Annotated in this window: 20 protein-coding genes and 1 tRNA gene; 9 read left to right on the forward strand and 12 right to left on the reverse strand. The window is 31.9% G+C overall.

The window, feature by feature from the left end; translation table 11 throughout:
• Positions 1 to 74: 74 nt before the first annotated feature.
• Both AAGD42_RS02505 and AAGD42_RS02510 read right to left on the reverse strand, forming a co-directional pair.
• On the reverse strand, positions 75 to 464 hold the full coding sequence (locus AAGD42_RS02505; protein WP_341753133.1) for a hypothetical protein: 390 nt from the start codon (positions 462 to 464) through the stop codon (positions 75 to 77).
• A 4-nt stretch (positions 465 to 468) separates the two neighbouring features.
• Entirely contained in the window at positions 469 to 948 is a 480-nt protein-coding gene (locus AAGD42_RS02510; protein ID WP_341753134.1) for a hypothetical protein, read from the reverse strand.
• 699 nt (positions 949 to 1,647) lie between these two features.
• Here AAGD42_RS02510 and AAGD42_RS02515 point away from each other — a divergent pair.
• Positions 1,648 to 3,456 (forward strand): AAA family ATPase, encoded by a 1,809-nt coding sequence (locus tag AAGD42_RS02515; RefSeq protein ID WP_341753135.1) that lies wholly within the window; start codon positions 1,648 to 1,650, stop codon positions 3,454 to 3,456.
• Positions 3,457 to 4,365: 909 nt separating this feature from the next.
• Here AAGD42_RS02515 and AAGD42_RS02520 read toward each other — a convergent pair.
• Entirely contained in the window at positions 4,366 to 6,465 is a 2,100-nt protein-coding gene (locus AAGD42_RS02520; RefSeq protein WP_341753136.1) for a hypothetical protein, read from the reverse strand.
• A gap of 39 nt (positions 6,466 to 6,504) precedes the next feature.
• Positions 6,505 to 7,227, reverse strand: a complete 723-nt coding sequence (locus tag AAGD42_RS02525) for an alpha/beta hydrolase (RefSeq protein ID WP_341753137.1) — start codon at positions 7,225 to 7,227, stop codon at positions 6,505 to 6,507.
• Between the two features lie 188 nt (positions 7,228 to 7,415).
• On the opposite strand from AAGD42_RS02525, the gene AAGD42_RS02530 reads away from it, so the two are divergent.
• The 3 genes from AAGD42_RS02530 to AAGD42_RS02540 all read left to right on the forward strand — a co-directional run bounded on the left by AAGD42_RS02530 (position 7,416) and on the right by AAGD42_RS02540 (position 10,985).
• On the forward strand, positions 7,416 to 8,345 hold the full coding sequence (locus AAGD42_RS02530) for a hypothetical protein (protein WP_341753138.1): 930 nt from the start codon (positions 7,416 to 7,418) through the stop codon (positions 8,343 to 8,345).
• Between the two features lie 132 nt (positions 8,346 to 8,477).
• Positions 8,478 to 9,230, forward strand: coding sequence for an IS5 family transposase (locus tag AAGD42_RS02535; RefSeq protein WP_341752561.1), 753 nt, complete (start codon positions 8,478 to 8,480; stop codon positions 9,228 to 9,230).
• Positions 9,231 to 9,359: 129 nt separating this feature from the next.
• Entirely contained in the window at positions 9,360 to 10,985 is a 1,626-nt protein-coding gene (locus AAGD42_RS02540) for a glycosyltransferase family 2 protein (RefSeq protein WP_341753139.1), read from the forward strand.
• A gap of 118 nt (positions 10,986 to 11,103) precedes the next feature.
• Here the strand turns inward: AAGD42_RS02540 and typA are convergent, their stop codons facing one another.
• On the reverse strand, positions 11,104 to 12,921 hold the full coding sequence (gene typA / locus AAGD42_RS02545; RefSeq protein WP_341753140.1) for a translational GTPase TypA: 1,818 nt from the start codon (positions 12,919 to 12,921) through the stop codon (positions 11,104 to 11,106).
• Between the two features lie 273 nt (positions 12,922 to 13,194).
• Here typA and AAGD42_RS02550 point away from each other — a divergent pair, with 273 nt between their 5' ends.
• Positions 13,195 to 14,037 carry a hypothetical protein gene (locus AAGD42_RS02550; protein ID WP_341753141.1) on the forward strand — a complete coding sequence of 281 codons (843 nt, stop codon included), beginning with the start codon at positions 13,195 to 13,197 and terminating at the stop codon, positions 14,035 to 14,037.
• Between the two features lie 402 nt (positions 14,038 to 14,439).
• On the opposite strand, the gene AAGD42_RS02555 is transcribed toward AAGD42_RS02550, so the two are convergent.
• The 4 genes from AAGD42_RS02555 to AAGD42_RS02570 are packed head-to-tail and all read right to left on the reverse strand — an operon-like array spanning position 14,440 to position 18,860.
• On the reverse strand, positions 14,440 to 15,138 hold the full coding sequence (locus AAGD42_RS02555; protein WP_341753142.1) for a TraX family protein: 699 nt from the start codon (positions 15,136 to 15,138) through the stop codon (positions 14,440 to 14,442).
• Entirely contained in the window at positions 15,125 to 16,669 is a 1,545-nt protein-coding gene (gene murJ / locus AAGD42_RS02560; RefSeq protein ID WP_341753143.1) for a murein biosynthesis integral membrane protein MurJ, read from the reverse strand. The genes AAGD42_RS02555 and murJ overlap by 14 nt, the downstream gene beginning before the upstream one ends.
• Before the next feature lie 39 nt (positions 16,670 to 16,708).
• Positions 16,709 to 17,233, reverse strand: coding sequence for an inorganic diphosphatase (ppa, locus tag AAGD42_RS02565; RefSeq protein WP_341753144.1), 525 nt, complete (start codon positions 17,231 to 17,233; stop codon positions 16,709 to 16,711).
• Positions 17,234 to 17,237: 4 nt separating this feature from the next.
• Positions 17,238 to 18,860 carry a class I SAM-dependent methyltransferase gene (locus AAGD42_RS02570; RefSeq protein WP_341753145.1) on the reverse strand — a complete coding sequence of 541 codons (1,623 nt, stop codon included), beginning with the start codon at positions 18,858 to 18,860 and terminating at the stop codon, positions 17,238 to 17,240.
• A gap of 280 nt (positions 18,861 to 19,140) precedes the next feature.
• Between AAGD42_RS02570 and AAGD42_RS02575 the strand changes: the two genes are divergently transcribed.
• The 4 genes from AAGD42_RS02575 to AAGD42_RS02590 all read left to right on the forward strand — a co-directional run bounded on the left by AAGD42_RS02575 (position 19,141) and on the right by AAGD42_RS02590 (position 21,214).
• Positions 19,141 to 19,215, forward strand: a tRNA-Gly gene (locus tag AAGD42_RS02575).
• Between the two features lie 56 nt (positions 19,216 to 19,271).
• Positions 19,272 to 19,799: a cytochrome c family protein gene (locus AAGD42_RS02580; protein WP_341753146.1), complete on the forward strand. Its 528-nt coding sequence runs from the start codon at positions 19,272 to 19,274 to the stop codon at positions 19,797 to 19,799.
• 391 nt (positions 19,800 to 20,190) lie between these two features.
• Entirely contained in the window at positions 20,191 to 20,658 is a 468-nt protein-coding gene (locus AAGD42_RS02585) for an NfeD family protein (protein ID WP_341750583.1), read from the forward strand.
• 10 nt (positions 20,659 to 20,668) lie between these two features.
• Complete coding sequence (locus AAGD42_RS02590) at positions 20,669 to 21,214, forward strand: hypothetical protein (protein WP_341750584.1); 546 nt, start codon at positions 20,669 to 20,671, stop codon at positions 21,212 to 21,214.
• A gap of 138 nt (positions 21,215 to 21,352) precedes the next feature.
• Here AAGD42_RS02590 and rimM read toward each other — a convergent pair whose 3' ends face one another.
• From rimM to AAGD42_RS02605, 3 genes are all read right to left on the reverse strand, one after another.
• Positions 21,353 to 21,853: a ribosome maturation factor RimM gene (gene rimM / locus AAGD42_RS02595; protein WP_341753147.1), complete on the reverse strand. Its 501-nt coding sequence runs from the start codon at positions 21,851 to 21,853 to the stop codon at positions 21,353 to 21,355.
• Positions 21,854 to 21,871: 18 nt separating this feature from the next.
• Positions 21,872 to 23,227 (reverse strand): MFS transporter, encoded by a 1,356-nt coding sequence (locus AAGD42_RS02600; protein ID WP_341753148.1) that lies wholly within the window; start codon positions 23,225 to 23,227, stop codon positions 21,872 to 21,874.
• 96 nt (positions 23,228 to 23,323) lie between these two features.
• Positions 23,324 to 24,283, reverse strand: a complete 960-nt coding sequence (locus tag AAGD42_RS02605; RefSeq protein WP_410520944.1) for a D-alanyl-D-alanine carboxypeptidase family protein — start codon at positions 24,281 to 24,283, stop codon at positions 23,324 to 23,326.
• Positions 24,284 to 24,410: the final 127 nt, after the last annotated feature.

The following is a 24,410-nucleotide window of genomic DNA, read 5'->3' on the forward strand; positions in this document are numbered from 1 at the left end:
TCCTGATTCTTCCAAGAAATCTCTTGGCTTTTTTGAGAAACTTCCTGTTTCTTTCGAGCAACCTCCTGACTCTTTTAGGAATTTTGTGTTATATAACTACTATTACTATTTTGGTATGAAGTAATCTCCGGAATTATGTCAAGTATTGGAGCAATTACGTTTAAGGCATTATTAAGAGGAGTAAATATTTTACTCTCACTATTACCAGCATCAGAAAAGTGATTGCTAATTATTAGAGCTCCATCACAGCAAACAGTTTTAGTTTCTTCGTGGAAAAGTCTTTCCTGACCATTATGTAAAATAAACTTTTGTATCCTCTTTAAAGTTGTAACTTGTGATAAACAACCATTGTCTTTTAATGTTACATTTGCAGATAAAAGTTCTGTTTCCACTCGAAATTCCTTATATTCAACAAGTTCCTCAGCGTATGCAATATTGTCTTTTATAAAATCTCGTATTCTCATAAATTTACTCCAAATTTAATTGTGCTAGTTCACCAATCAGCTTGGCAGCTAGCTGATCATTTTCTACCATTCCTGTGATAGATACAGGATTATCCTGAAAATCGCTTAAATATTCGTGTATTTTACTTACTAAAGCCTGTTGTCCGTTAAGCTTAGTTTGTAATGTTGCAAGATTATTTTGCTTACTAGTGAGATTACATTGAATATTACTAAGACTATATTGAGTACTATTAAGAGTACTTTGCTTACTAGCAAGATCGTTTTGAGCATTACGAAGAGTATTTTGCTTATTAGCAAGATCGTTTTGAGCTTGTGATAATTGTGACGATAAACTACTATTTTGCGATATATAGCTATTATTATTGGATTTTTCACTACTCAGCTTACTCTGCAAACTACTCAAATTCCCATCAATATCCATCAGTGGATTATTGCTTAAACTATTAAATTTATTTCTTAGTGTTTGTAATCTTTCTTTTGACATAAAACCTCTTTAGTTTTTTACTTCAATAATCTCCAAAATTCCTCATATAGCTACTCGTTAAAGTTCTAGATAGCTTTTCCGTCATTGCGAGCAGTAGCGAAGCAATCCATTTTTAATCATTTTCTGGATTGCCACGACCACTACATGGTCTCGCAATGACGTATATGTATCCCAATAGTCATTGCGAGTAGTAGCAAAGCACAATGAAGCAATCCAAATTTAACCATTTTCCTGGATTGCTTCATCGGCTCATGCCTCTTCGCAATGACGTTTAGGAACTTGTAACAATATCAAGAACCTAATTTGTATTGACTATAAATTCCTTTATTTCTAAAAACCTATATATTTTATAAGGTATATAATATATTTTGGTATGTAAAGTGTATTTTATAAAAAACTAGTGAAATATTTAGTTTAGTGGCAATTATACAATGATTATATAATTTTAGTTGTAGGTAGAATTTAATTTATACATATTATTTTCTTACGACTCCTTAGATAAAAAATCTCTAAAATACTTTATTACGCAAATTTGGGATAAGGAGTAAAAAATTTTATAATTTTTTACTGATAAATAGTTAGTGCAAGTTATTATTATGTTATAATAAAGCATATAAGCAAGTTATGAGTAAATACCATGTTCATGAGTTGTTATAAATTATTAGACATAAGAGTGAATTTTAGTTGATTGAGTAAAATATGAAAGAAAAAAACCACAATAATTATCAGCCAAGAATGTTTGTTGGTACCGATGACTTTTACGATTTGTTGATTAATAGCGACATATTTGTTGACAAAAGTCTAATGATCAAAGAGTTGCTAGAAGATAGTGGTAAAGTCACCTTAATCACCCGTCCAAGGCGGTGGGGTAAAAGTCTGAATATGGATATGGTGCGGAGATTCTTTGAGATAGAGGTGGATGAGTATGGGATACCCTTGCCGCAAGAACAAAGAGTTAATTATAAGTTGTTTAGTGGAGGAGAGGTGGATTTGGGTTTTGATGAAACTAAAGAACTAAAGCCATTAAAAATTGCTAATGTAGCAAACTCTATGAAACGCCAAAGTCAATTTCCAGTTATTCTTATAAGTTTTAAGGGTGTTAGAGGAAGTAGTTATGAGGAAATTGAGGTGGGAATTAAAAGTCAAATAATTAATTTATTTGCCAAGCATCGTTATTTAGAGCGTTATATAAAACAAGATGAAAAATTATTGATTGATGCACAAAAAGAAATATTACAAAGATATTTTACAGGCAAGTTAATAGAAGATGACATTAAAAATAGTTTGAAATTTTTAAGCGATTTACTTTATAAACATTTTAATCAAAAAGTCTATATATTAATCGACGAATATGATACGCCAATTAATAGTGCATATATGAAGTTTGGCAGTAAGGCAGAAGAGTTTGAGGAAGTATTAGCTCTATTTCGGGCAATATTTGGTAATAGTCTTAAAACCAATGATTCATTACAAAAAGGTGTTATTACTGGTATATTGCGTGTTGCTAAGGCTAATTTGTTTTCAGATTTGAATAATTTAACTGAATGTAGTTTACTAGATGAAAGATTTTCTAGCAGTTACGGTTTTACTCAAACTGAAGTTGATGAATTATTAAGCAAAGTGCCAACCACTACGAATTCAGAAGAAATTAAAAATTGGTATAATGGCTATAATTTTGGTGGAGAAGTCATTTATAATCCATGGTCGATTATGCAATGTTTGGCAAGTAAAGGCAAGCTTGATCATTATTGGATTGATAGTGGTGGGACTGATTGGATTGATCATATACTGCTCTCAGATGAGATGCAACAAGAGTTAGATCAATTGTTAGCAGGAAAATCTATAGTGAAAAGATTATATAAACAAATTTCCTTTGCCGATCTAGCAGACAACAGCAATGTATTTTTTAGTTTACTATTATTTACTGGTTATCTTAGTCCAATGCTAGCAAATGATAATGAAGAGTATCCAAGATATAGTTTGAGCATACCAAATAAAGAAGTGCGTAATATTTATGTTGAGCGAGTGATACAGTGGGTTACTAAAAAGTTAAACATTAATATCAGTGATTATGATAATTTTATCGAGTTATTAACCAATCAACAAATTGATCAATTTGCTGAAAGATTACAAAAATATTTACTAAGATCAACTAGATATCACGATTTAACTGAGGAAAAAGATTACCATAATCTAGTTGGGGGCTTGCTTGCCCCTCTGACGGTTAGGTATAATATAGAGTCAAATAGAGAGGTTGGACATGGTCGGTGTGATCATATCTTAACTTCTATAGTTGGTAGGGGAGAGAATGCGATTATCGTTGAGTACAAGGTAGCTAAATCCTCAGAAAGTCTAGCTGATATAGCCAAAACTGGCTTGCAACAAATTATTGATAAAAAATATGATAGTAAAATAAAAGAGTACTCACATGTAAAACAAATATTAAAAATTTCCTTAGCATTTTGTGGAAAAAATATGGAGTTAGAATATGAAATAACGAAGCTCTAATAATAGAGCTTAATTACTTGTATAATAAGCAATTTGGTATCTGACTGGGTTCGGAAATTGTTCACTACGCCCCGCCACTTCCGTACGAGTGGTCGTTTTTTCAAAAATATCGAACAGGAAACGTAGAGAGGTCTCAAGTTTTTTGCCATTCAGTTCAAGGTTCTGAAATACGAATTTTATCATTTTGCATTTTTGAGGCATTTCAGAACCCTGAAAAGTTTTATACGTTTCAGAGGCTAGAGTTATCAAGGTTGAGGCAGTATCAGTAAATTAATCTTTAAGATTTGTGCTAGCTCCTTATCTTCGAGATAAAAAAGTGCTTGAAACGTCTAAGTAATGGGGTTTGCAGAGATTTTTTATGAGATTTGTAGTCATGTAAATATCACTTTTTACTTGACATGATTTAAATTAATCGATATAATATTTTTAAACATCAATTTCCACTGTTAAAGCACATTCTCATCAGCATTTCTTCAATTTATCTGGCATAATGATGCACCAAATGACAACATGTAGTCAGTAAAGAAAATTTAATTTTTTAGACATTGTGCCGCATACTAATCCCGTCTTATAGCATAATTTTTGCTCCTCTCCATCTGGAAGATAAGTAGCGAGAAGGCGTAAGTCAAGAAGCAATCCATTCCTGGTCATTTCTAGGCTCTGTGAACAAAATTTTAATTGTTTAGATTTTGAGTATTTTTAAGCGAAAATTAATAAGATTTTTGCCGGAATAGTTAGTTCTATTTCAAAAAAATCTTATAATTTGCAGCTAAAAAGAGTCGAAATCTAGTAATTTAAATTTTGTTCACAGAGCCTAGGATTGCTGCGTTGCCGTAAAGCACTTTTTCACAATGACGCATGAGACATCTAAAACTTATTAAGGTTTATAATGCAAAGAACTCCTACTAATTAACTCCTACCCAATTTTGTTTTTTTTGTTTGAGGTATAAGATCTTTTGTTTGGATTACTTCTTTACTTACTCTAGGTTTTAGCAATGTTTCTTTAAATTTGATGCTCTCAGTTAAAACATTTTCTATCTTCTGGATATTAGATAAATTTTCAGGAGTAATCTTATTCATAAGATGGTTAGATAAACTAGAAAGCCCTATTTTTTTACAAAAATTTGCTACCTTATAACACATCTTATCCATATTAGTTAAATTAGGTGTTGTCATTTCTATTAATTTAGTTGTATTTTGAATATTCAGATTATACTCTGGGTCTGCCTTTATTTTCTCAACATCCTTATCAGTGAGACATTGTTTTTTGTTAAGATGGGTTAATAATTTGTCATAAAATTGTTCTACTTTTTCTTTAGTGATTTTTTTGCTTTTTATTGTCTTTTGTGCGAAGTCATCAACTTTATCTTCAAAAGATTTTAGAAGCTTTTCTATATCTGTAACATATTGTGCTGGATCCAAACTTGTTACACTTTTTTGAGTTTTAGGTACTGAGACTTTTTGTTCTTCCCATGCTCCATCCTTACTTCTTTTCCATTGTGTTTCCTGAACGATTTCTGTAACAGGATGAACAGGAACTTTAATTTGATAATCATTTTCACTAGCCCATTCTAGAGCAGTTTTCCCTTCAATTTGAATATTATGGTGAGCTGCGTATGCTACTGGATCTTTAATAGGTGAGTGAGCAAAAGTTTCTAACCACTGACCTTTTTTAAATTCAGGAGAGACGTCACTAAATTTGCTCACTATATCTGCTGATTTTGCAATCTCTTTCATGTTATTAAGATTTTCCTTTATATTTTCTTTATAAAATATTCTTAATTCATCAAAGTTATTAATAGATATGTTTTCAAAGTTATTATCCTGGAGTCTTGCACTAACAGTGAGACCTTTTGGATCAAATCCAACTTTTTTCAATTCATCAACTTTTTGATCAACCATAGCCTCTATTTGCTGCTCATCTAACTGATGTATCATTTGCTCTAATGATTTACTATATTTTTCAATGCTAAATGATAAGTTACCTTGCCTAATAGCTTCAGTATATCCAACTCCATCATGGGAAAACATTTTATATGTTTCTTCGATCATAGAACCAAAATCTTGATGAAAAGTCATAAAAGATTTACCGTGATCTATTTTCATTACAGTTTTACCGTCTTGTACCATCAAATTACCGGCATGGTAATCCCCTTCTCCTAACATATGACAAGCAGCAATGACTTTTTCAAACCCTTCTAGTTTTTGTAAGTTTAAATTATTACCTCTAACTCTGGTCTGACCTAATAAACCAGAAAATTCTGAAAGTTGCACCACATTGTCAAAGAATTTGGAGCGGACGTAAAGTGAGTTGTTGTTGGCTTTATTAGGTACTACTAATTCCTCTTTAGGGGCACGATCATACAATAAAAACTGATACATAGAAGAACCTATTAACTCCTGTACACCGTCAGTTCTGTCTGACAAAGCTTGTTTATCCCACTTTTGTTTATCTGCGGTTAAACAATCCTTATAGCTTTTATAGAAATGTTTTAAAATAAAAGTATTACCTGTCTTATTTTCTTGAGCAATATATCCGGCAGATACACCAGCTTGCTTATTGCCCTTTAGTGAAAAACCACTCTGCTTCAAAATTGCTCTATCACGTAACATAGATTCGAGTTTGTTTGTTCTAGGTGCTGGTATCGGTTTATTTCCTTCTGTTCTGGGTGCTGCTGCTAATTTACTTTCTTTAAATGCGTCCATAAGAGGGATATCTATTATCTCCCTTATGTCTTGATTTTGCTCTCCAGGAAACATCTCTTTTATTATCTTTAATGTTTTACCTAAAATGTGTCCAGAATATGGAAAATTCTTCAATTCCTTTTTATACAAATTAATATTAGATTCTGATGGGTCTTGAGAAAGTGCTATTACACTATCGGCAATTCTTCCACATTTTTTAAGTAGTCTTTTATCTGGGTTTTTACCATCTACAATTATAATTTCTTTTAAAGCTTCAAATAGCTTATTGCGTAGTAATAATTTAGTTTCTTCCTGATTTGCCATAGAGACCTATTTTTTTTATTTATAACCAATGGTTCATTGTTAATCTAAGAAAACTTTTTTAAGAGATTTTTTTGCCAAATTTCCTTCAGTAAGAAAGTCCTTATTTAAATGAGTAATCTCATTATTCAATAACCTTAATTGTAAGTAATCACTAATTGCCTGGGTAAATTCACCAATTTTATTCCGAAAGAAATGATCGGCTCCTTGGATGAGCTTATAGTCAACAGTTATATGTTTTTGCTTAGACAATTTACCTACCAGTTCAAGCACTGATTCTTCTGACACAATACTATCTTTGTCACCTTGTATTACAAAGCCAGAAATAGGACATTGAGACAAGAAAGAAAAATCATATTTATTTACTGGTGGAGATACCATAATAAAATTATTAATCTCTGGTCTTCTCATGATAAGTTGCATGGCTACCCATGCTCCAAAAGAAAAGCCTGCTATCAAATTTATACTACCAGTAGGATTGTTAAGCTGTAACCAATCAAGTGCTGTTGCAGCATCGGTCATTTCGCCAACACCATTATCAAACTCTCCTTGGGAACGTCCAACTCCCCGGAAATTAATTCTGAGTACTGTAAATCCATTAGACACTAATGTTTTATACACATAATAAACCACTTTGTTATTCATAGTGCTACCGTAAAGTGGATGTGGATGTAATACTAAAGCAAGTGGAGCTTTAGAATCACTAGATTTAGTATATAGTCCTTCAATCCGACCGGCAGGACCATTAAAAAAAACTTCAGCCATAATTATACACTATCATATATTACTTTATATCGATCACTAAGACAAATTAGTAAAAATTATAGCATGCTACTTGATATATTTCAAGCTAACTAAATACATTAATATATTAATCGGGTTGGTTATATTTAATTTTACTAAATTTATAATAGGTTGTATTTTAGTAAATTTAAACTATTAGTTGCTGTTAAGTGAAAATAACAATCATTTTTATATTATTATTTATAATTTCTATAGCAAATAAGGTTTATGGATCAGCTTGGTTAATCGACTCAGGTAGGTATAGATATATGGCTACTACTGCTACTATCGATAAAAATTCTGAAAATATTAAGCAAATAAGAGCCGATCTCTTTTTACAAATTCAGCGTAAACTAGCCCATTTAAGAGAACGTATCAAGTTGGTTAACAATTCATCAGCTCTGTATAATAAGTTATTTTGCCAAATTCAATCTTTAGAACGTAGCTCAAGAGAAATATCTTCATACCAAGATCAATTAATGAGAATTTTTGCTATCGAATATGGCATTAATAATAACCAAAATTTAGCTATTCAATTGCTTTATAAAGAAAATAAATTTCAGGGAAGTAATGATATGAACTACCTATCTAACAATAAAGAAATTGGTATATTTTATAAAATTAAGCTTTTTCAGAATATTCATCGGGTAGTCTCAGTTCAGCCAAGAATATACATAACTCAAGATGGGTGTGAGCAGCAATTTTCTTATGAATTATTATTGTTATCAGCAATATCCAAAAAAATACGGACAATTTTAGGTGAAACTTCAGTATTTGCTCAAGGTATTTTGAGTTTTGGGCAGAACCTAAATAATCCATATGGCAAAAGAAGTCATTATAGTTTTTCAATATCTGAGGGCGTTGAATTTAAAAATGGCATTATGTTATTAAGCTTTGCCAAATATTATATTAGAAAAAATTACGGTAATATTTATAATAAAACTTTATATAAGCAATTTTCAATTGCAAAAAATATTAAGTTTGGTAATCTAAAGAAAAATAGTATAACAACACAAATAGGGTATTTTTCGGATAAAAGCCTGATTAAGCAACGTTATAAAATATCGGGAGTAATATTTTCAATATGGATGGATATATAAGGAGCCTGAATATAGAATTTTTAGATATTCTAGGTTCTGTTGACAAAAATTATAGTTAGGCAAGAGGAATAAAAAGTTGCCATAGTAAGAAGAAATGGTAGTTTCTAGTTATCAAAAAAAGGAACTACCAATATGAAGTATTACATAGAAGAACAAGCATGGGAAGTAATTTTATCATTTTTTAAGGAAAGAAATGGTATACACAACAAGAATGAAGAAAAAACGAGACATTTTATTGAAGCAATATGGTTTATTGTTAGAACAGGTTGCCAATGGCGTCTTCTACCTGATGATTATGGTTGTTGGTACAGTATTTATCGCAGATTTAAGAGATGGGTTGACAAAGGTATATGGGAGGATTTAATGGATTATGTTAAAGTAGATGCAGATATGGAATCAATTATGATTGATGCAACTATTGTGAGAGCACATGCTTGCTCATCTGGATATATCAAAGGTAATCAAGAAGAAGCGGCTTTAGGTAGAAGTAGAGGTGGTTTTAGTACTAAAATTCATGCCCTTGTTGATGCCCTTGGTAATCCATTAAAGTTTATACTAACTGCTGGGCAAAGAAATGATATAACTCAAGCGGGAAATCTTACTCAAGATGTTCAGAATACGACTGTGATAGCCGATAAAGGATACGATAGTAGTGCATTTGTAGAAAGTTTAGAAAATAAGGGGTGTGAGATTGTTATACCACCAAAATCTAACCGTAAAGTACAACGTGAATATGATAAACATACTTATAAGGAACGATATTTAATTGAGTGCTTATTTGGTAAAATCAAACATTTTAGGCGTATATTTTCTAGATTTGATAAGGCTCCAGCCACTTTCTTAGCTTTTCTAAATTTCGTTGGAACTTTAATATGGTTACGTTAAAATTTTTGTCAACAGAACCTAGCAAAAGAACGGCTAGTTACTGATTTACAAATATCTCATATTAAGCTCAAATTAGCTGAGAATGATTTTTTTAACACGATAATCGAAGAAGGGATTATTAATAATGAGATGGTTATAGAAATTTTATATAAGTATAAATTATTGCCACTATTAAGTGTACAAGAAACACAGGTTAAGATTTATGATTATTCAAAAATTGATCAATATGTCAGAAATGGTTATTTCATTTATGAAAACGGTAAAAGTAATGAGGTGCTTGCTATAAATGACCTAGCCTATTTAGGAAAGTTATCAGCCATACATTATAACGTGCAAATTAAGTTGGTTAGAAAGAATGATTTTTATCAATTACTTGAACGAAATTTTAGTCACTTGAATATCATCAAATCCAAATATTTTCTTGAATTTCTCTCATTATACATGATAGCAAAAAACATCAATTACACTAAGTCAATTATCATATTTTTTTTGATATATTTTGCTATATTACTTAATTTTAAACATCTTTTTCATATAATTAATATTATCTGTTATTTTTCACAAAATATTTTAAAAATTATACTATTTAACCAAGCGGCAATTACGCCAGATACCATATTTAAAATTAGTGATATATATTCCAATGATTCCCTACCTATTTATACTATCTTACTCCCACTATATAAAGAATCAGGCAAATTAAAGTCAATAATTAGTTGTATTGCTAATATTAATTATCCTAAACATAAATTAGATGTCAAAATCATTGTTGAAGCAGATGATTATTTGATGATCAAGGAAAGCATTCTATATGAATTACCTTGTTATATACATTTGATTAAAGTGCCATTTACTCTACCTAGAACTAAACCGAAAGCTCTTAACTATGCCATGCAATATTGTAAAGGAAAATATGTAGTAATATATGATGCGGAAGATATCCCTGATACTGATCAACTTCTTAAAGCCGTAATAACCTTTGATAGTTTACCAAAAGAATATGTCTGTTTGCAAGCTAAACTTAATTTTTATAATGAGAATGAAAATTTACTCACTAAGCTTTTTAGTATAGAATATTGTTTATGGTTTAAATATCTTCTAAAAGGTTTAAGTATAATGAACTTACCGGTGACTCTTGGGGGAACTAGCAATCATTTTAAGGTTGATGCTTTACAAAAAATAGGCTTCTGGGATGCTTATAATGTTACTGAGGATGCTGATTTAGGAATTAGGCTATATTCATTTGGTTATAAAGTTCATATGATCGATTCTTATACTTTAGAGGAATCGCCTATAGATATTATCAATTGGATAAATCAAAGGTCTCGTTGGATAAAAGGATTTATCCAAACATTTTTGGTATTCCTTGCCCAAAAAGACAAATATAAAAGGTTTAAATTCTATCAAATAATTACTATTTTCATTTTTATTGGTTTTTCTTCTTATGGTTTTTGTTGTGTACCATTTCTAATAATAACTATTAAAATTAATAAATTGGCTGTAGTTAATTATTTGTGGATAGTTAATAGTTTTTTTGCTTTTTCGTACCTTTATGGCAGTGCTTTTTTTATTTTACTGAGCAAAAAAGGCAAAATAACTAATTTTCGAGTATTAGATGTTGCTGCCTTGTTAGTATGGTCTTTGTATTTTTTACTGCACACGGTAGCAAGCTATAAGGCTATTTGGCAGATTGTTTTTATGCCCTTCAAATGGGATAAAACCCAGCATGGGATTAGCACCCTAGACCTTGAATAGAGCTATATAGCTAACCCGAATAGATTTTTGATATTATTAAGTCCCTAAATGTCATTGCAAGAAGGCGTAGCCGACGAAGCAATCCATTCCCGATCATTTTCAAGATGACCCCAAAAAGTTAGCCCTCGCGTCTTTCCGATCTCTTCCGGTCGTTAGGATTCAACATTGCCTTACGAAGTCTAATTGATTTAGGAGTAACTTCTACCCTTTCATCATTTTCGATATAGCTGATAGATTGTTCTAATTTCATAATGATTGGTGGAATGAGCCGCATAGCTTCATCCTTACCTGAAGCCCTGACATTTGACAATTGCTTGGCTTTTAGAGGGTTGACCTCTAGATCATTATCCCGATTATGTTCTCCTATAATCATTCCCTGATATACTAGTTCATTAGGGTTTATAAACATTTTTCCACGATCTTCAAGATTCCATAGAGCATAGGCAACAGCTTCACCATCTCCATTAGAAATTAACACTCCATTACGCCTTCCTTCAATAGCTCCTTTATAGGGAGCATAGCTATGGAAAACACGGTTCATAACACCGGTACCCCGAGTTTCAGTTAAGAATTGACCGTGATAGCCAATAAGACCACGTGATGGTCCTAAAAATGTTACTCTAGTTTTACCGCCACCAGATGGACGCATATCAGTCATTTCTGCTTTACGTATGGCAAGTGACTTAACCACAACCCCAACAAAATCATCATCAACATCAACTTGGATTTCTTCAATTGGTTCTAATCTCTTCCCCTGTTCATCTTCTTTGAATAATACGCATGGTCTGCTGATTGATAGCTCAAAACCTTCACGTCTCATAGTCTCGATTAATATTCCTAATTGTAGCTCGCCACGACCTGCAACTTGAAAAGCATCTTTTTCTTCAGTTTGGCTGACCTGTATTGCTACGTTACTTTCGATCTCTCGCATCAATCTATCGCCTAAAACTCTAGCAGTAAGTTTTGAACCTTCTCGTCCAGCAAGAGGAGAGTCATTTACTCCAAAGGTCATAGATAATGTTGGTGGGTCTATAGGTAAGGATGGCAGTGCTACCATTATCTCAGGAGCGCATATCGTATCAGCTACAGTAGCATCCTGAATTCCAGCAATGGCAATAATATCTCCAGCATATGCAACATCGACAGCTACACGTTCTAGTCCCCGAAATGAGAGTATTTTACTTATTCGAGCATTTTCAATTGCCATATTATCACGATTAAGCACTTTAACATTTTGGTTAGTCTTAATTGTCCCACTATGGATACGACCGGTAAGCACACGACCAAAATATGGGTTATATTCTCTAGTGGTAACAAGCATAGAAAAGGGAGCATCGCTATCAGCAATAGGAGTAGGCACATGAGATACTATCAAATCAAAAAGTGGAGCAAGGTCTTTTTGTTCATCTTCTAAATGACGCGATGCCCAACCACTACGCCCTGAAGCATAGATAATAGGAAAATCTAATTGTTCATCATTTGCCTCTAATGCCATAAATAATTCGAATACTTCATCGACTACTTCACTTACCCTTCTATCAGGGCGGTCAATTTTATTGATAACAACAATTGGTTTTAAACCAAGTTTCAGAGCTTTTGACAACACAAATTTTGTCTGAGGCATTGTGCCTTCAGAAGAATCAACTAGTAGTATAACCCCATCTACCATAGTAAGAATGCGTTCTACCTCGCCACCAAAATCAGCGTGACCAGGAGTATCAACTATATTGATACGGATATCTTTCCACATCAAGGAGGTGCATTTAGCTAAAATGGTTATACCACGTTCACGTTCCAGGTCATTTGAATCCATAGCACGCTCTGCTACTTCCTGGTTTGCTCGGAAAGTTCCACTTTGCTTAAGCATATTATCAACTAGAGTGGTTTTACCATGATCAACGTGGGCGATAATAGCAATATTGCGAATAGCAGACATCAAAAACCTTTAATATATTTTTTGATTTGCATTATAGAGCATAATAGATCAAAAGGGAATAGAGTTCTTATACTGTTTGTATAGTATTTTTATTATATATAGTCAATTCCGGAGAATTTGGGGTTAGGATGCTGTCGGAAACAACTAGAACACTTTTAAGTTAAATAATTTGTACTTGTAGAATTTGGAATTTTAGTTTATTAGATTACGAGTTTTTAGGTTTCCCGATAAGCTACCTATTGCAAAAATAATAAACTAAACATAAGAGAACAGATGTCAAAAAGATTATCATTATTACCAAAATCCCTCCATTTGGATTTTAGCAAACCAGAAGTTAAGCAAGAAAATGAGTCTTGGGAAAAAAAAACTAAACTAGAGCTGGGAACTAAATCTGATAATACATTACTCTGTGTTGATTTTGATGGAACAATGGTAAAACACTCTCTAGAGCGGTTTCTTAGTGATGCCTTTGTACCTAATGCGAAGTATTTAGAGGAGTTTCTAGCAAATGAAACAGAAAATGAACAAAACAAAGAACTATTAAGAAAAATATCAGATTTTAGACCTCATGTAGATCGATTCCTAGCAGATGAAACAAAAGGTTGGAAAAACAAGGATCAATTAGTAAAACTATTGAAAGAAGCATTAAAAGTAGAATGTCATATAGCCATTGTATCTTTTTGCTCATATCCTGATGCCATCAAATATGCTCTTGATCAGCTCTTAGGAAAAGAGGCAATTGAAAAAATTCTGGTAGTGTCGTATCCCCTTGGAGAGGGAATGTCTCACATGGGTAAACAGAACCATATAGAAAAAGCTAAGGGCTATTTTGGTGTTGATAATAATCAAAATGTTGTTTTAATAGACGATGATCCCAATAATGGATATATAGCATCTAACAATGGAATGCATGCAATACATGTTGGCAAAAATGATACCAAATATTTAGATCAGGCTTTTAAGATACTTAACGAAGAAGTACCAACGCAAAAAGCAACTAATCAACCATCTGAATATACAGTTAGTCAAGATAGTTTAGCTCAATCAACTTCACCAATAGATAGTGGATTAGAACTGTCAGGAGAACTCTCCTCTGATTCGGATATAACTTTGTAGCTAACTCGATTAGCTATACTTCCGTCATTAGACCCCTTGCAAAACTCGCTTCTTATCTTCCAGATGAGAAGGAGCAAAAATTATGCCATAAAAAGGGATTAGTATGCGGTATATGGGATAGGAAATTAAATTTTCTTTACTGACTACATGTTGTCATTTGGTGCATCATTATGCCAGATAAATTGAAGAAATGCTGATGAGAATGTGCTTTAACAGTAAAAAGTAATATTTACATGACTACAAATCTCATAAAAAATCTCTGCGAACCCCATTACTTAGACGTTTCAAGCACTTTTTTATCTGGAAGATAAGACGCGAAGGTAGCAGGCTTCGTTTCTCCTAAAAATCCCGATGGCTTCTTTGACTTATGCAGGAAGTCTACTAAAGTAATTATATTTTGAGCTATAAGTAGAGTTTAAAAAATAAAAATTGTAAAATTGCTAGATGTATAGCGTAGATATATAAAGCATTATGACTGATAATCCGTAAATTTACAGCAAGTTTCTGCTCAAAATTTCTTGCGACCATAAATATATATCCTAAAACCCCGAATATAATGACTATAAATACGTAAATATACGAAAACTGAAAAATAGCTATGGTATGCATTATGGACAAAATTATAGATATTGCAATGGTAAGCCTAAGATTACCTAGATCATGCTTAGCAATATAGCCAAGTAGCATGATAGCCATAGATAAGGTTCCGTAATCAATAAGGAACCAACTACAGAACCAAAGAGAGCCAAGGAAAACAACATGACAATAGCCTTTATAGAAAAAATTATTTAAGCTATTACGAAAATAATAAAGATAGCATTGTCCTAAAAAAATAGGGATAAGTATATTAGTTACAGTAAATTCCCTAAATAATATGGTAGTAAAAATATATAGCAGAACTCCAACTACCAAAATTCTAATTTTTGGTTTTGTATGAAAATTATAGCCAGCAAAAAAGCAAAAAATCGGCATAGTAGTACGACCAATAACTCGCATTATTTCGTACTCAGGAAAAAAATATAACCCCAAATGATCTATTACCATAGTTATCATGGCTATAGTCTTCAAAAAATCTTGATAATTAGACTCAGTTTTCATCATTAATACATTTCTTTGGATAAAGCTTAAAACAAAAAACCATTAGAAAAAACGTTGCTACTCCAACTATAATTGTTGCTGCTAGCATAAAAGCTTTTACTAATAAGAATTCGGTATAATAATATTGGGCATAATAATGTTTAATTACCCAAATTACTAGTGTCATTATTATGCAGCTTAATAAAATCTTGCCACAAAATAAGTATAATTTTGCATCAATAAAAGAAAGACCATATTTCTTTGTGTGTACGTATAACAACCAAACATTATACCAAGCGGTAATAGAACAGGCAAGAGCTATACCAAGGTGACCAAACTGCCTCATCATAATAATATTTAATATAGTATTCACCGTAAGGGAATATAAGGTTATTTTTAAAGGAGTTTTTGTATCATGATTAGCATAAAAAATCGGGGTCAAAATTTTGCCAAGTATAAAAGCTGGCAAACCAAGGGAAAAAGCAGAAATAGCCTCAGCGGTTTTAATGGTATCAGCATAGGTAAAAGCCCCCCGCTGATATATTATATGAATGATTGGTTCTGATAGCACAATAATACCAAAAGCCGCTGGTAAAGATAATAACAGCCCAACTTTAATAGCATTATTTTGGATATTTGCCGCTTTCTTTAAATCATTCATTTGATAGGTTTTCGATAATTCTGGTAATAATATAGTACCAAAAGTTACCCCTATTATTGATAAAGGAAATTGGTATATTCTATCTGCATAAGATAATATTGAAATCGCCCCTTCGATGAAGCTAGCTATTGATTGCGAGATAAATAAGCTAAGCTGCTGAAATCCTGAGCTAACAACCGCTGGCCCCATATTGGACAAAAACTTTTTTACATCTCTATTATATGGATCAAAAACTAGCGGAAACGATAAACCAACTCTAATGACACAATAAAACATAAAAATGATTTGTAATAAGCCAGCAATCACCAGAGATAAACTAATCGATATAGGGGCAGATATACATTCTTGTAATGCTACCGTTGTAATAATCACAAGAATATTTAAAATAATCGGAGAAAAAGCAAAAGCTGCGAACCTCTTTACTGAATTTAGAATACCCCCAAGCATCGCCGCTATCGAAATAAAAACCAAATATGGCATAGTGATACGGCACAGAGCAATTGTTAAATTAAATTTCTCTGGATCTTCATGAAAACCAGGAGCAATAATAAACATTAAGGAAGGCATCATAAGTTGCATTAGCACTACTACCATTACTAAAGTAATTAGTAAAATAGTAAATATAATACCGGTGAAATGGCGTGCTGCCTCACGAGATTCTATGATTTTTGTATTAAAAATAGGTACAAAAACGACTGATAGAGCCCCTTCGCCAAAAATACGCCTAAATAGGTTGGGTAATTTAAAAGCAACATTAACGCTATCAGCAACACTACCAGCTCCAAATAATGAAGCGACAAATAATTCTCTAGCAAGACCAGATATACGAGAAATTAAGGTAAATAAAGCTATTATAATTCCAGAACGAAATAATGTATATCCCTCGCCTTTCATTTGTTATTCCAATTTTGAGTATATGCCACTATATCAAAGCTAACTCTTTGCCCTTGATATACCTGTATCAATTAACTCTTTGGCTTTTTTAGCATTTTCCCAGCCAATTATCTTTACCCATTTACCTTTTTCTAGATTTTTATAATGTTCAAAGAAATGTACTATTCGTTGCCTTAGAATCGGGCAAAGACTATCTAAATCTTCTATTGAATCAAAAGTAATATCTAGCTTAGAGCTAGGCACAGCAATAATTTTTTCATCCAATCCAGATTCATCTTCCATCATTAAAACCCCAATGGGGCGTGATCTAATTACGCAACCAGGTACAACAGGATAATGTGCTATGACCAATACATCTACTGGGTCACCATCTTCTGACAGAGTATGTGGGATAAATCCATAATTACCAGGGTAAAACATGGCAGTTTGCATGAATCTATCAACAAATATCGCTCCTGACTCCTTATCCATCTCATATTTTACTGGATTACTTGCCATTGGAATCTCGATAATTACATTTATTTCTTCATATTCAGCTTTGCTCTTAATTTTCTCAACTAACATCACTTTATCCAATTAATAAATAATTCATTTTGAATTTTTGTAAGCAAACACCTACACAATGTATAATATATGGCTTTAAAAGTTTTTCATCACTTACTATACCATCTTTATTAGACGCCACTAATAGTCCAGAAGCAAATTTTTCAAACATTTTTTCTTCAATCTGCTGGATAGAATTTGTACCATCTAATAGTTCAATAATATATTTTTCATGCAATTGCAATGGAACCAAAGCATTAATTCGATTTGTCACAACCAAATTAGTTTGTCCTAACTTTTGAGCCTGATATCTTACTAACTCACTTACTTTTGGTTTTGATGAGACATCATATATTGAGCTAGGTTTTGTTGCGAATATTTGCACATACCCTTGTAACACCAGTTTTATAATTACAGAATCTAATTCTTCCTTAAAATCTTTAAGTTGGAATTTCTCTAACTTTTTCATAGCCAGTTTAGAGACTTGATCTAAAGTCAAAGGATTACCAATATTATCGGCATAAACATAGAAGACGGTCTTCATTATAGAAGAAGACGTTGAAATACCAGGGGATTCTGAATTATTATAATAAAATTCCAAATTTTCTACTGCATTGTTTAAATCCACCTCACTTTCAAGCCTGACTGGTATGATATTAAAAGTAGTATAGAAGTCAGATAATTTACTTGGTTCAATTGTCCTATTGATCATGACATTATTGTGACATAACAAAGTAGTTCTAAATTTACGATTAGTAATAAAGTCCATATATTGTTCAGTTCTTACAATATCATTTATCGATTGTAATTTTTCTGCCGTCTTTTCCGGCAAATTACCGACAAACATAGCAGAAAGTGAGGAATCTCCAAGATAATTCAGATTATGTTTTCTAGCGTTACTTACAAATTCCTGGAAGTAAAAAGCTGTATTCTCTTCTCCGAGATATTCGTGTAACAAATATGAATTGCCTAACTTCTTAAGAAAGTTAGTTTCGTGCTGTAAGAACTTAGAATAAGGACTCTCTGATTTTTCTAGAGAATCACTAACAAAATCTAATAATAATTTAGCTTGTTGTAGTTTATCATGGTTATCAGTAAAGATAGCACTATGAAACATCATCATATCTCTAATAGTTTTCTGCATATTCCAACCTGGCAGAGTATTATAGCTGATAAAGGCAATACCATTAGGACTTAATAATTTACTAGATATTTCAAAAATCTTGTTACAAACCACATCCGGCACCCAAGAAATTACCCCATGACAAATTATATAATCAAATTTACCAAATGATTCATCAATATCCAATATCGATAAACATTTTAGCTCAATATTCTTTAGACCTAAACTCTTTACTACTTCCAATCCGTTATTAATTTGTACTTTTGACAAGTCAATCCCTAAAGAATAAGATTCTGGATAACTTTCGGCAAAATCAATCATATTACCGCCTTCACCGCAACCAATATCAAGTATCCTAGCATTTTCTACCATAGGAGGTTGCATGCCAAATACTAGACCTATAGTTCTTAAATGCTCTGGTCTTGTATAAGCAAAAGGAAAACTTTCATAAGGAAAATCATCATAGTTAATATCATTGGTTTGATTCTTTGACAAACCATCATTAGGATTGTTTTTTTGACCCATAATTTGTTCCAAATTAATTAATATTAAAGTAATGATTTTTAGTTGATTTAGTGTTTTTAAGCAAGATATTTTTATATTATTTTAAGATAAATATCTATGGTTTTAATGTCATCCCTACTTCGGTGCAGGATCATGAATAACATTTAAATTTCTTTTGATGTTATTTCTTCTTGATCTTTTTATAGTATATCCTATATTTATGATTTGTTTCGTACAAGTGAGTCTTTTTACCTCCATTTGGAATAAGAATAATTATTTTTCCATTTGCAGTGTTTTAAAAGCGGGTGTAGCTCAGGGGTAGAGCGCTACCTTGCCAAGGTCGAAGTCGAGGGTTCGAATCCCTTCACCCGCTCCAGTACAAAACTATCTTATGGTAATACATATTCTCTCTACGGAGACGACACTAAACATATGTCTGGAATAGAGTTAAATAAAATTGCTGCTTCTATTTTATTAGCCAGTTTAATTGCAATGATGGTAGGGTTTATAACAGATATTCTGTATAAGCCAGTTTTACATCCTGAATCTCGAGGCTACAAAGTAGAAGTAACAGAAGATTCGCCTAATGGATCTGATGCGAACGCGATTGCGGAAGCACCAGTGAATATAGAGGAATTGATGAAAACTGCTAATGCTGAGGCGGGAAGGGAAATAGCAAAAAAATGCTTAATGTGCCATTCCTTTGACAATAGTAAAGCTAATAAGGTTGGACCACATCTATGGAATATCGTTGGGACGGAAAAAGCTAAAGCAGAGAATTATAAATATTCAACTGCTCTATCTAGCAAAGGGGGAATATGGGATGAAGAAAGTTTATTTCATTTTTTGCATAAACCTAGCCAATATATACCTGGAACAAAGATGTCTTTTGCTGGTTTAAATAAGCCTCAAGATATAGCTAATGTTATAATGTTTTTAAAGACATTTGTTCATGACTAAATGATAATTGCTTGAACCAACTAAAATTATTTCAAAGTAAACTTAGCTTATTATCATTCCATTCGTTATTATTCTAGGCTCTGTGAACAAAATTTAAATTGCTAGATTTCGACTCTTTTTAGCTGCAAATTATAAGATTTTTTTGAAATAGAACTAACTATTCCGGCAAAAATCTTATTAATTTTCGCTTAAAAATACTCAAAATCTAAACAATTAAAATTTTGTTCACAGAGCCTAGTCATTTTGTGTATTTCTTTATTTTTTTAATAATTATAATATTCCTGTTTTTAATGAGATAGGATATGGTTGTTTACAATTGTTTAACCAGGAGTTATAGTAGGAATTGTCTTAATTAATAACCTCAGAATCGAAGATTAATTAAAGGTATCATATGAGCATCTTTGAAATTTCAATAGTAGAATGGTGGCTGATCGCTGGCATTATTTGTATAATTATAGAATTTGCTAATATTCCAAATGTTGGTTTTTTATTTTTGGGTTTAGGCGGAATATCCAATACAATAATATTGAGTAATTATCCGAATCTTTTAAAATACCAGTATATAGTTTTTGGTTTTGCTTCTTTTATATGGTTGATTATTTTATGGTATCCACTAAAATTCTATGTTAGCAAAAAACATGGTAAATACGAGTATTCTGATATGTTCGGTCAAGAAGTACAAGTATATAGTAATGAACTCCTAGTAGGAGAAAAAGGACAGGTATTGTGGTCAGGAACGATTATGAATGCCAAACTCAGCAGAGACTCTGTAAAATCAGCGTATAAAGGAGACACGCTTCGCATAATACAAATTGATGGTAATGTTCTTATATGTACTGCAGAAAATTTGAAGAAGTGAGATCAACAAAGTGGCTACTATTATTATCTACCTAATAGGAAAACCAGGAACCGGAAAGTATACTATAGCAAAAGAAATAGCAAGGGCTGGTTATAGTATATGTGATAACCAACATATCAATAATCCTATTTTTTCACTACTAAATTATGATGGATTAACTCCTATTCCAGAATTTGCTTGGGATGCAATTAGACTTATACGAGATGGTATTTTTAATTTTTTAAGCCAAGAAATTAGTAATAGTTATGTTCTTACCAATTGTCTGTATGAAGTTGATGGTGATCGTAAGCTTTTTAACCAAGTACAACAGCTAGCAATAAATCGCAGATCAGTGTTTATTCCAGTAAAATTACTGATTTCAGAAGAAGAAAATATTAAACGAATTCAACATCTAGATAGGCTGCTTCGTTATAAATCAATCGATGTACAAGATGTTTATCCAGAATATCCATTAATTCAAATTTCTCATCCTAATTTATTTGAGCTTGATGTTACAAATCTCTCTGCTAGTGAGGCTGCAAGGAATATATTACAGCATGTTAAGTTCTATAGCTAAACAAGGAGTACTCAAAGTTTACAAACGTCTATAGGCTCTGTGAAGAACCACTTTAGTGGCAACGAAGCAATCTACTCACCAAGCGTCACTGCGAGACCATGTAATGGTCGAAGCAATCCATTTCTAATTGAATTTATTTCAGGATGACTCGAATTTTGTAAGAATAGCATGTTCTTTAGTAATTACTGGAAAAAACTGTTTGTTAAAAGGAAATAACTCTACTGTTTTATTGTTGACAAACTCAATTTCAATAATATCACCTGCATTAAAATTAAAAATATTTATAATTTTTCCGATAACGACTAAATTGGCATCTAGTACTAATAAACCTTTTAAGTCTTCAATGTAAAATTCCTCTTCACTTAAGGAAGGGAAATCTGACCTATGACAAAAAAGCTTACATCCTTTTAATCCTTCAGCGGAGGTTCTATTATTCACTTGGTTAAATCTACATATTATATCACCTTTAGAATTTTGACTAAGTAGTTTAAGAATAATTTTTTCTCCTAATTCATCAACTAAATTCATTTTAATGATATTAGTATTTGGAATAGTAAAAGATTTTACTATAACATTGCCCTTTATTCCTTGTGCTGATAGTACTACACCAACAAAAATTAAACCTTCTTTAGACATCATTTAACCATATAATACTACCTAATTCATTAAGAGAAACCATTTTTTCTTTTTAGGATAATTTCCAGTCGTTTTCTCTAATTTTTCAAAATGCAATATGCCAAAACTATATCCAATCATGATTGAAATTGTAATAATCAGCAATCCATAATTACCTAAATATTCTGTTAAATAAATAAGCCCAAAAGATGTGATAACATACATCACCATACGTGATACAGCATATATAAAACCACAATAAGTAAAACGTTTAAAAATAGGAAAATATTTGTAAAAAATTGATGTAGCTGGAGTGAAACGAGGTACAAAAAACATCATAAATGACTGGAGTAAAAGAATATCAAATGGCGTTCTAACATTATTTAATAAGTATGGATAAATCAAAATAAAACCCCAGAAAATTACTAGTCTGATTTTTAAAATCACTATAGGATATATATAATAACTTAAATATACCAATGGCAAAATTCCTAACATTTCTGCCACTGAAACGAAGACATTTTGGCGAATGACTTGTTCAGCCGTATAACCAAAATTATTTCTAAGAATTTCTCCACAATAAACAAATGCTAAATAAAAACATACCGGCCAAGTACAACCCATTAAAAAACAAGATAAGGTTGTGATTTTATTAACTTTTTTTGTCCAAATAGGGTTATTTTTTAGTATATCTTGTTCTTCATTAATGTCTGCAAAAATTCTTTTTATTCGCCGTTTTGTGTCGACAAATTCTGGGGCTTCTCGTAAAGTCGTCCTAGCTACTGAACCAATTAACGCAACTGATGCACCAAACCAAAAAGCATAACGCCAATTGAAATTGCAAGAGGTAGCAATAGATGCAATGCCCAAAGCAAATGTTCCCCCTAATATAGATAAGAAAACCAATAATGATACAGCTGAATATTGTTGTGGTGGTTTTATAGTTTCAGTCAAATATAGCTCTGCCCCTATTATTTCTCCCATGGAACTAATACCTTGCACAATAAGACATATTGATAAAATCACAGTAGCAGTGATACCTATTTCAGCATAAGTTGGTAAATTAGCAATGATAAGACAAGAAATTGCCATCATGAAAGTGGTGATAATAACGGTTGATTTACGACCTACATTATCACCAATCCATCCAAAAATTAACGCCCCTATAGGTCTCAATAAATATGTAGCACAAAAAGTAAAGGATAAAAGTAATTGTGCTGCATACGGGTCATATTTTGGGAAAAAAAGTTCATTAAGAACTACCATCATATGTATATAGAGCATCAGATCAAAATATTCTAAGAATGTACCGACTGAGAGTAACAAAACGACCTTTTTTTGTTTTTTAGTTAGATTGCTTTGAATATGTCCCCCCTCTTTTTGTACCAATCTGCTCATTTTTGCTTTTATATTCTCCCTATTCAATTGACTATACTATTAACCATATCTTTAAAAGGCTTATTCTTATACCAAATTGAGATTACTTACCCCTCCCTAACTTTGAACCAGCTTTTTTTTGTTTTTTACTTTAAGATTTGTTGCAACTTTAGTTGACTTTATTTTTCTGCTATATGTTTTTGATGGTACCGTTATCTTTGCTATCAATTTATTAGCCATTGTCTTATTACTGCTCAGTTTATCAAAATGCGTATCTAATAGTTTTACCATTTGCAAATTTCTAGACTCAGCAGATCTGCCACCAGTGACAATAGCAACCAATGATTTGTTTTTTCTAGTTGCAGCAGTAATCAAGTTATAGCCAGCTGGAGTGGTATAGCCAGTTTTTAACCCTTCAACTCCTTCATAAGTTTCATTCACTTTATTATGCCCTCGTATAGTTTTACCTCTAAAAACAAAGTTATTTTTAGAAAAATAACTATAATATTTGGGAAAATCTCGCTTAATAGCTATAGATAGTTTAGCAAGATCCCGAGCGGTAGTTTTTTGACAAGGATGATGCCATCCAGAAGCATTTTTAAAATAAGTATCTCTCATACCAAGCTGATGAGCCCGAATAGTCATCAACTGAGCAAATTTTTCCTCACTACCTTTGATATTTTCAGCTACAACCATAGCCGCGTCATTTGCAGATTTAACAATTAGGGCTAAAATAGCCTCTCTTACAGTAATAGATTCTTTCGCTCTAAGCCCTAGCTTACATGGCAACATTCTTTCTGCATTTTTTGAAACATATAATTTTTGGTTCATTGATAATCTGCCAGATTCTACTGCTTCAAATAATAAATACAAGGTCATTAGTTTTGTCAATGAAGCTGGATATATTTTAGTAGTAGAATTTCTATCATGCAATATTCTACCGGTTTTGCAATCTACAACAAGACTTGTCTGAGTTGGCAAAGATACCGGCTTTTTTGCAGCATAAGCAGGACATGAACTTATACTGAACGTTATTATACAGGAAAAAAATAGCAATAGTTGTAATCGCATTAACATAATTATATATTTTTATATATCTTGTTAAGATATAACAATATTACAAGTCATAGCAAGATTAAAATATCGTTAAGATAAAAAATTATCCTAAACTGTAATCCTTAAAAATTTTTAATAATAACCTTTA

Origin of the sequence: Candidatus Tisiphia endosymbiont of Dioctria linearis (assembly GCF_964026545.1) — a bacterium.
Lineage (GTDB): Bacteria > Pseudomonadota > Alphaproteobacteria > Rickettsiales > Rickettsiaceae > Tisiphia.

What these genes read in the sequence shown, in the direction of transcription:
- AAGD42_RS02505 (WP_341753133.1), bottom strand. Translation starts at nt 464, where the DNA reads ATGAGAATACGAGATTTTATAAAAGACAATATTGCATACGCTGAGGAA.
- AAGD42_RS02510 (WP_341753134.1), bottom strand. Translation starts at nt 948, where the DNA reads ATGTCAAAAGAAAGATTACAAACACTAAGAAATAAATTTAATAGTTTA.
- AAGD42_RS02515 (WP_341753135.1), top strand. Translation starts at nt 1,648, where the DNA reads ATGAAAGAAAAAAACCACAATAATTATCAGCCAAGAATGTTTGTTGGT.
- AAGD42_RS02520 (WP_341753136.1), bottom strand. Translation starts at nt 6,465, where the DNA reads ATGGCAAATCAGGAAGAAACTAAATTATTACTACGCAATAAGCTATTT.
- AAGD42_RS02525 (WP_341753137.1), bottom strand. Translation starts at nt 7,227, where the DNA reads ATGGCTGAAGTTTTTTTTAATGGTCCTGCCGGTCGGATTGAAGGACTA.
- AAGD42_RS02535 (WP_341752561.1), top strand. Translation starts at nt 8,478, where the DNA reads ATGAAGTATTACATAGAAGAACAAGCATGGGAAGTAATTTTATCATTT.
- AAGD42_RS02540 (WP_341753139.1), top strand. Translation starts at nt 9,360, where the DNA reads ATGGTTATAGAAATTTTATATAAGTATAAATTATTGCCACTATTAAGT.
- typA (WP_341753140.1), bottom strand. Translation starts at nt 12,921, where the DNA reads ATGTCTGCTATTCGCAATATTGCTATTATCGCCCACGTTGATCATGGT.
- AAGD42_RS02550 (WP_341753141.1), top strand. Translation starts at nt 13,195, where the DNA reads ATGTCAAAAAGATTATCATTATTACCAAAATCCCTCCATTTGGATTTT.
- AAGD42_RS02555 (WP_341753142.1), bottom strand. Translation starts at nt 15,138, where the DNA reads ATGATGAAAACTGAGTCTAATTATCAAGATTTTTTGAAGACTATAGCC.
- murJ (WP_341753143.1), bottom strand. Translation starts at nt 16,669, where the DNA reads ATGAAAGGCGAGGGATATACATTATTTCGTTCTGGAATTATAATAGCT.
- ppa (WP_341753144.1), bottom strand. Translation starts at nt 17,233, where the DNA reads ATGTTAGTTGAGAAAATTAAGAGCAAAGCTGAATATGAAGAAATAAAT.
- AAGD42_RS02570 (WP_341753145.1), bottom strand. Translation starts at nt 18,860, where the DNA reads ATGGGTCAAAAAAACAATCCTAATGATGGTTTGTCAAAGAATCAAACC.
- AAGD42_RS02580 (WP_341753146.1), top strand. Translation starts at nt 19,272, where the DNA reads ATGTCTGGAATAGAGTTAAATAAAATTGCTGCTTCTATTTTATTAGCC.
- AAGD42_RS02585 (WP_341750583.1), top strand. Translation starts at nt 20,191, where the DNA reads ATGAGCATCTTTGAAATTTCAATAGTAGAATGGTGGCTGATCGCTGGC.
- rimM (WP_341753147.1), bottom strand. Translation starts at nt 21,853, where the DNA reads ATGATGTCTAAAGAAGGTTTAATTTTTGTTGGTGTAGTACTATCAGCA.
- AAGD42_RS02600 (WP_341753148.1), bottom strand. Translation starts at nt 23,227, where the DNA reads ATGAGCAGATTGGTACAAAAAGAGGGGGGACATATTCAAAGCAATCTA.
- AAGD42_RS02605 (WP_410520944.1), bottom strand. Translation starts at nt 24,283, where the DNA reads ATGTTAATGCGATTACAACTATTGCTATTTTTTTCCTGTATAATAACG.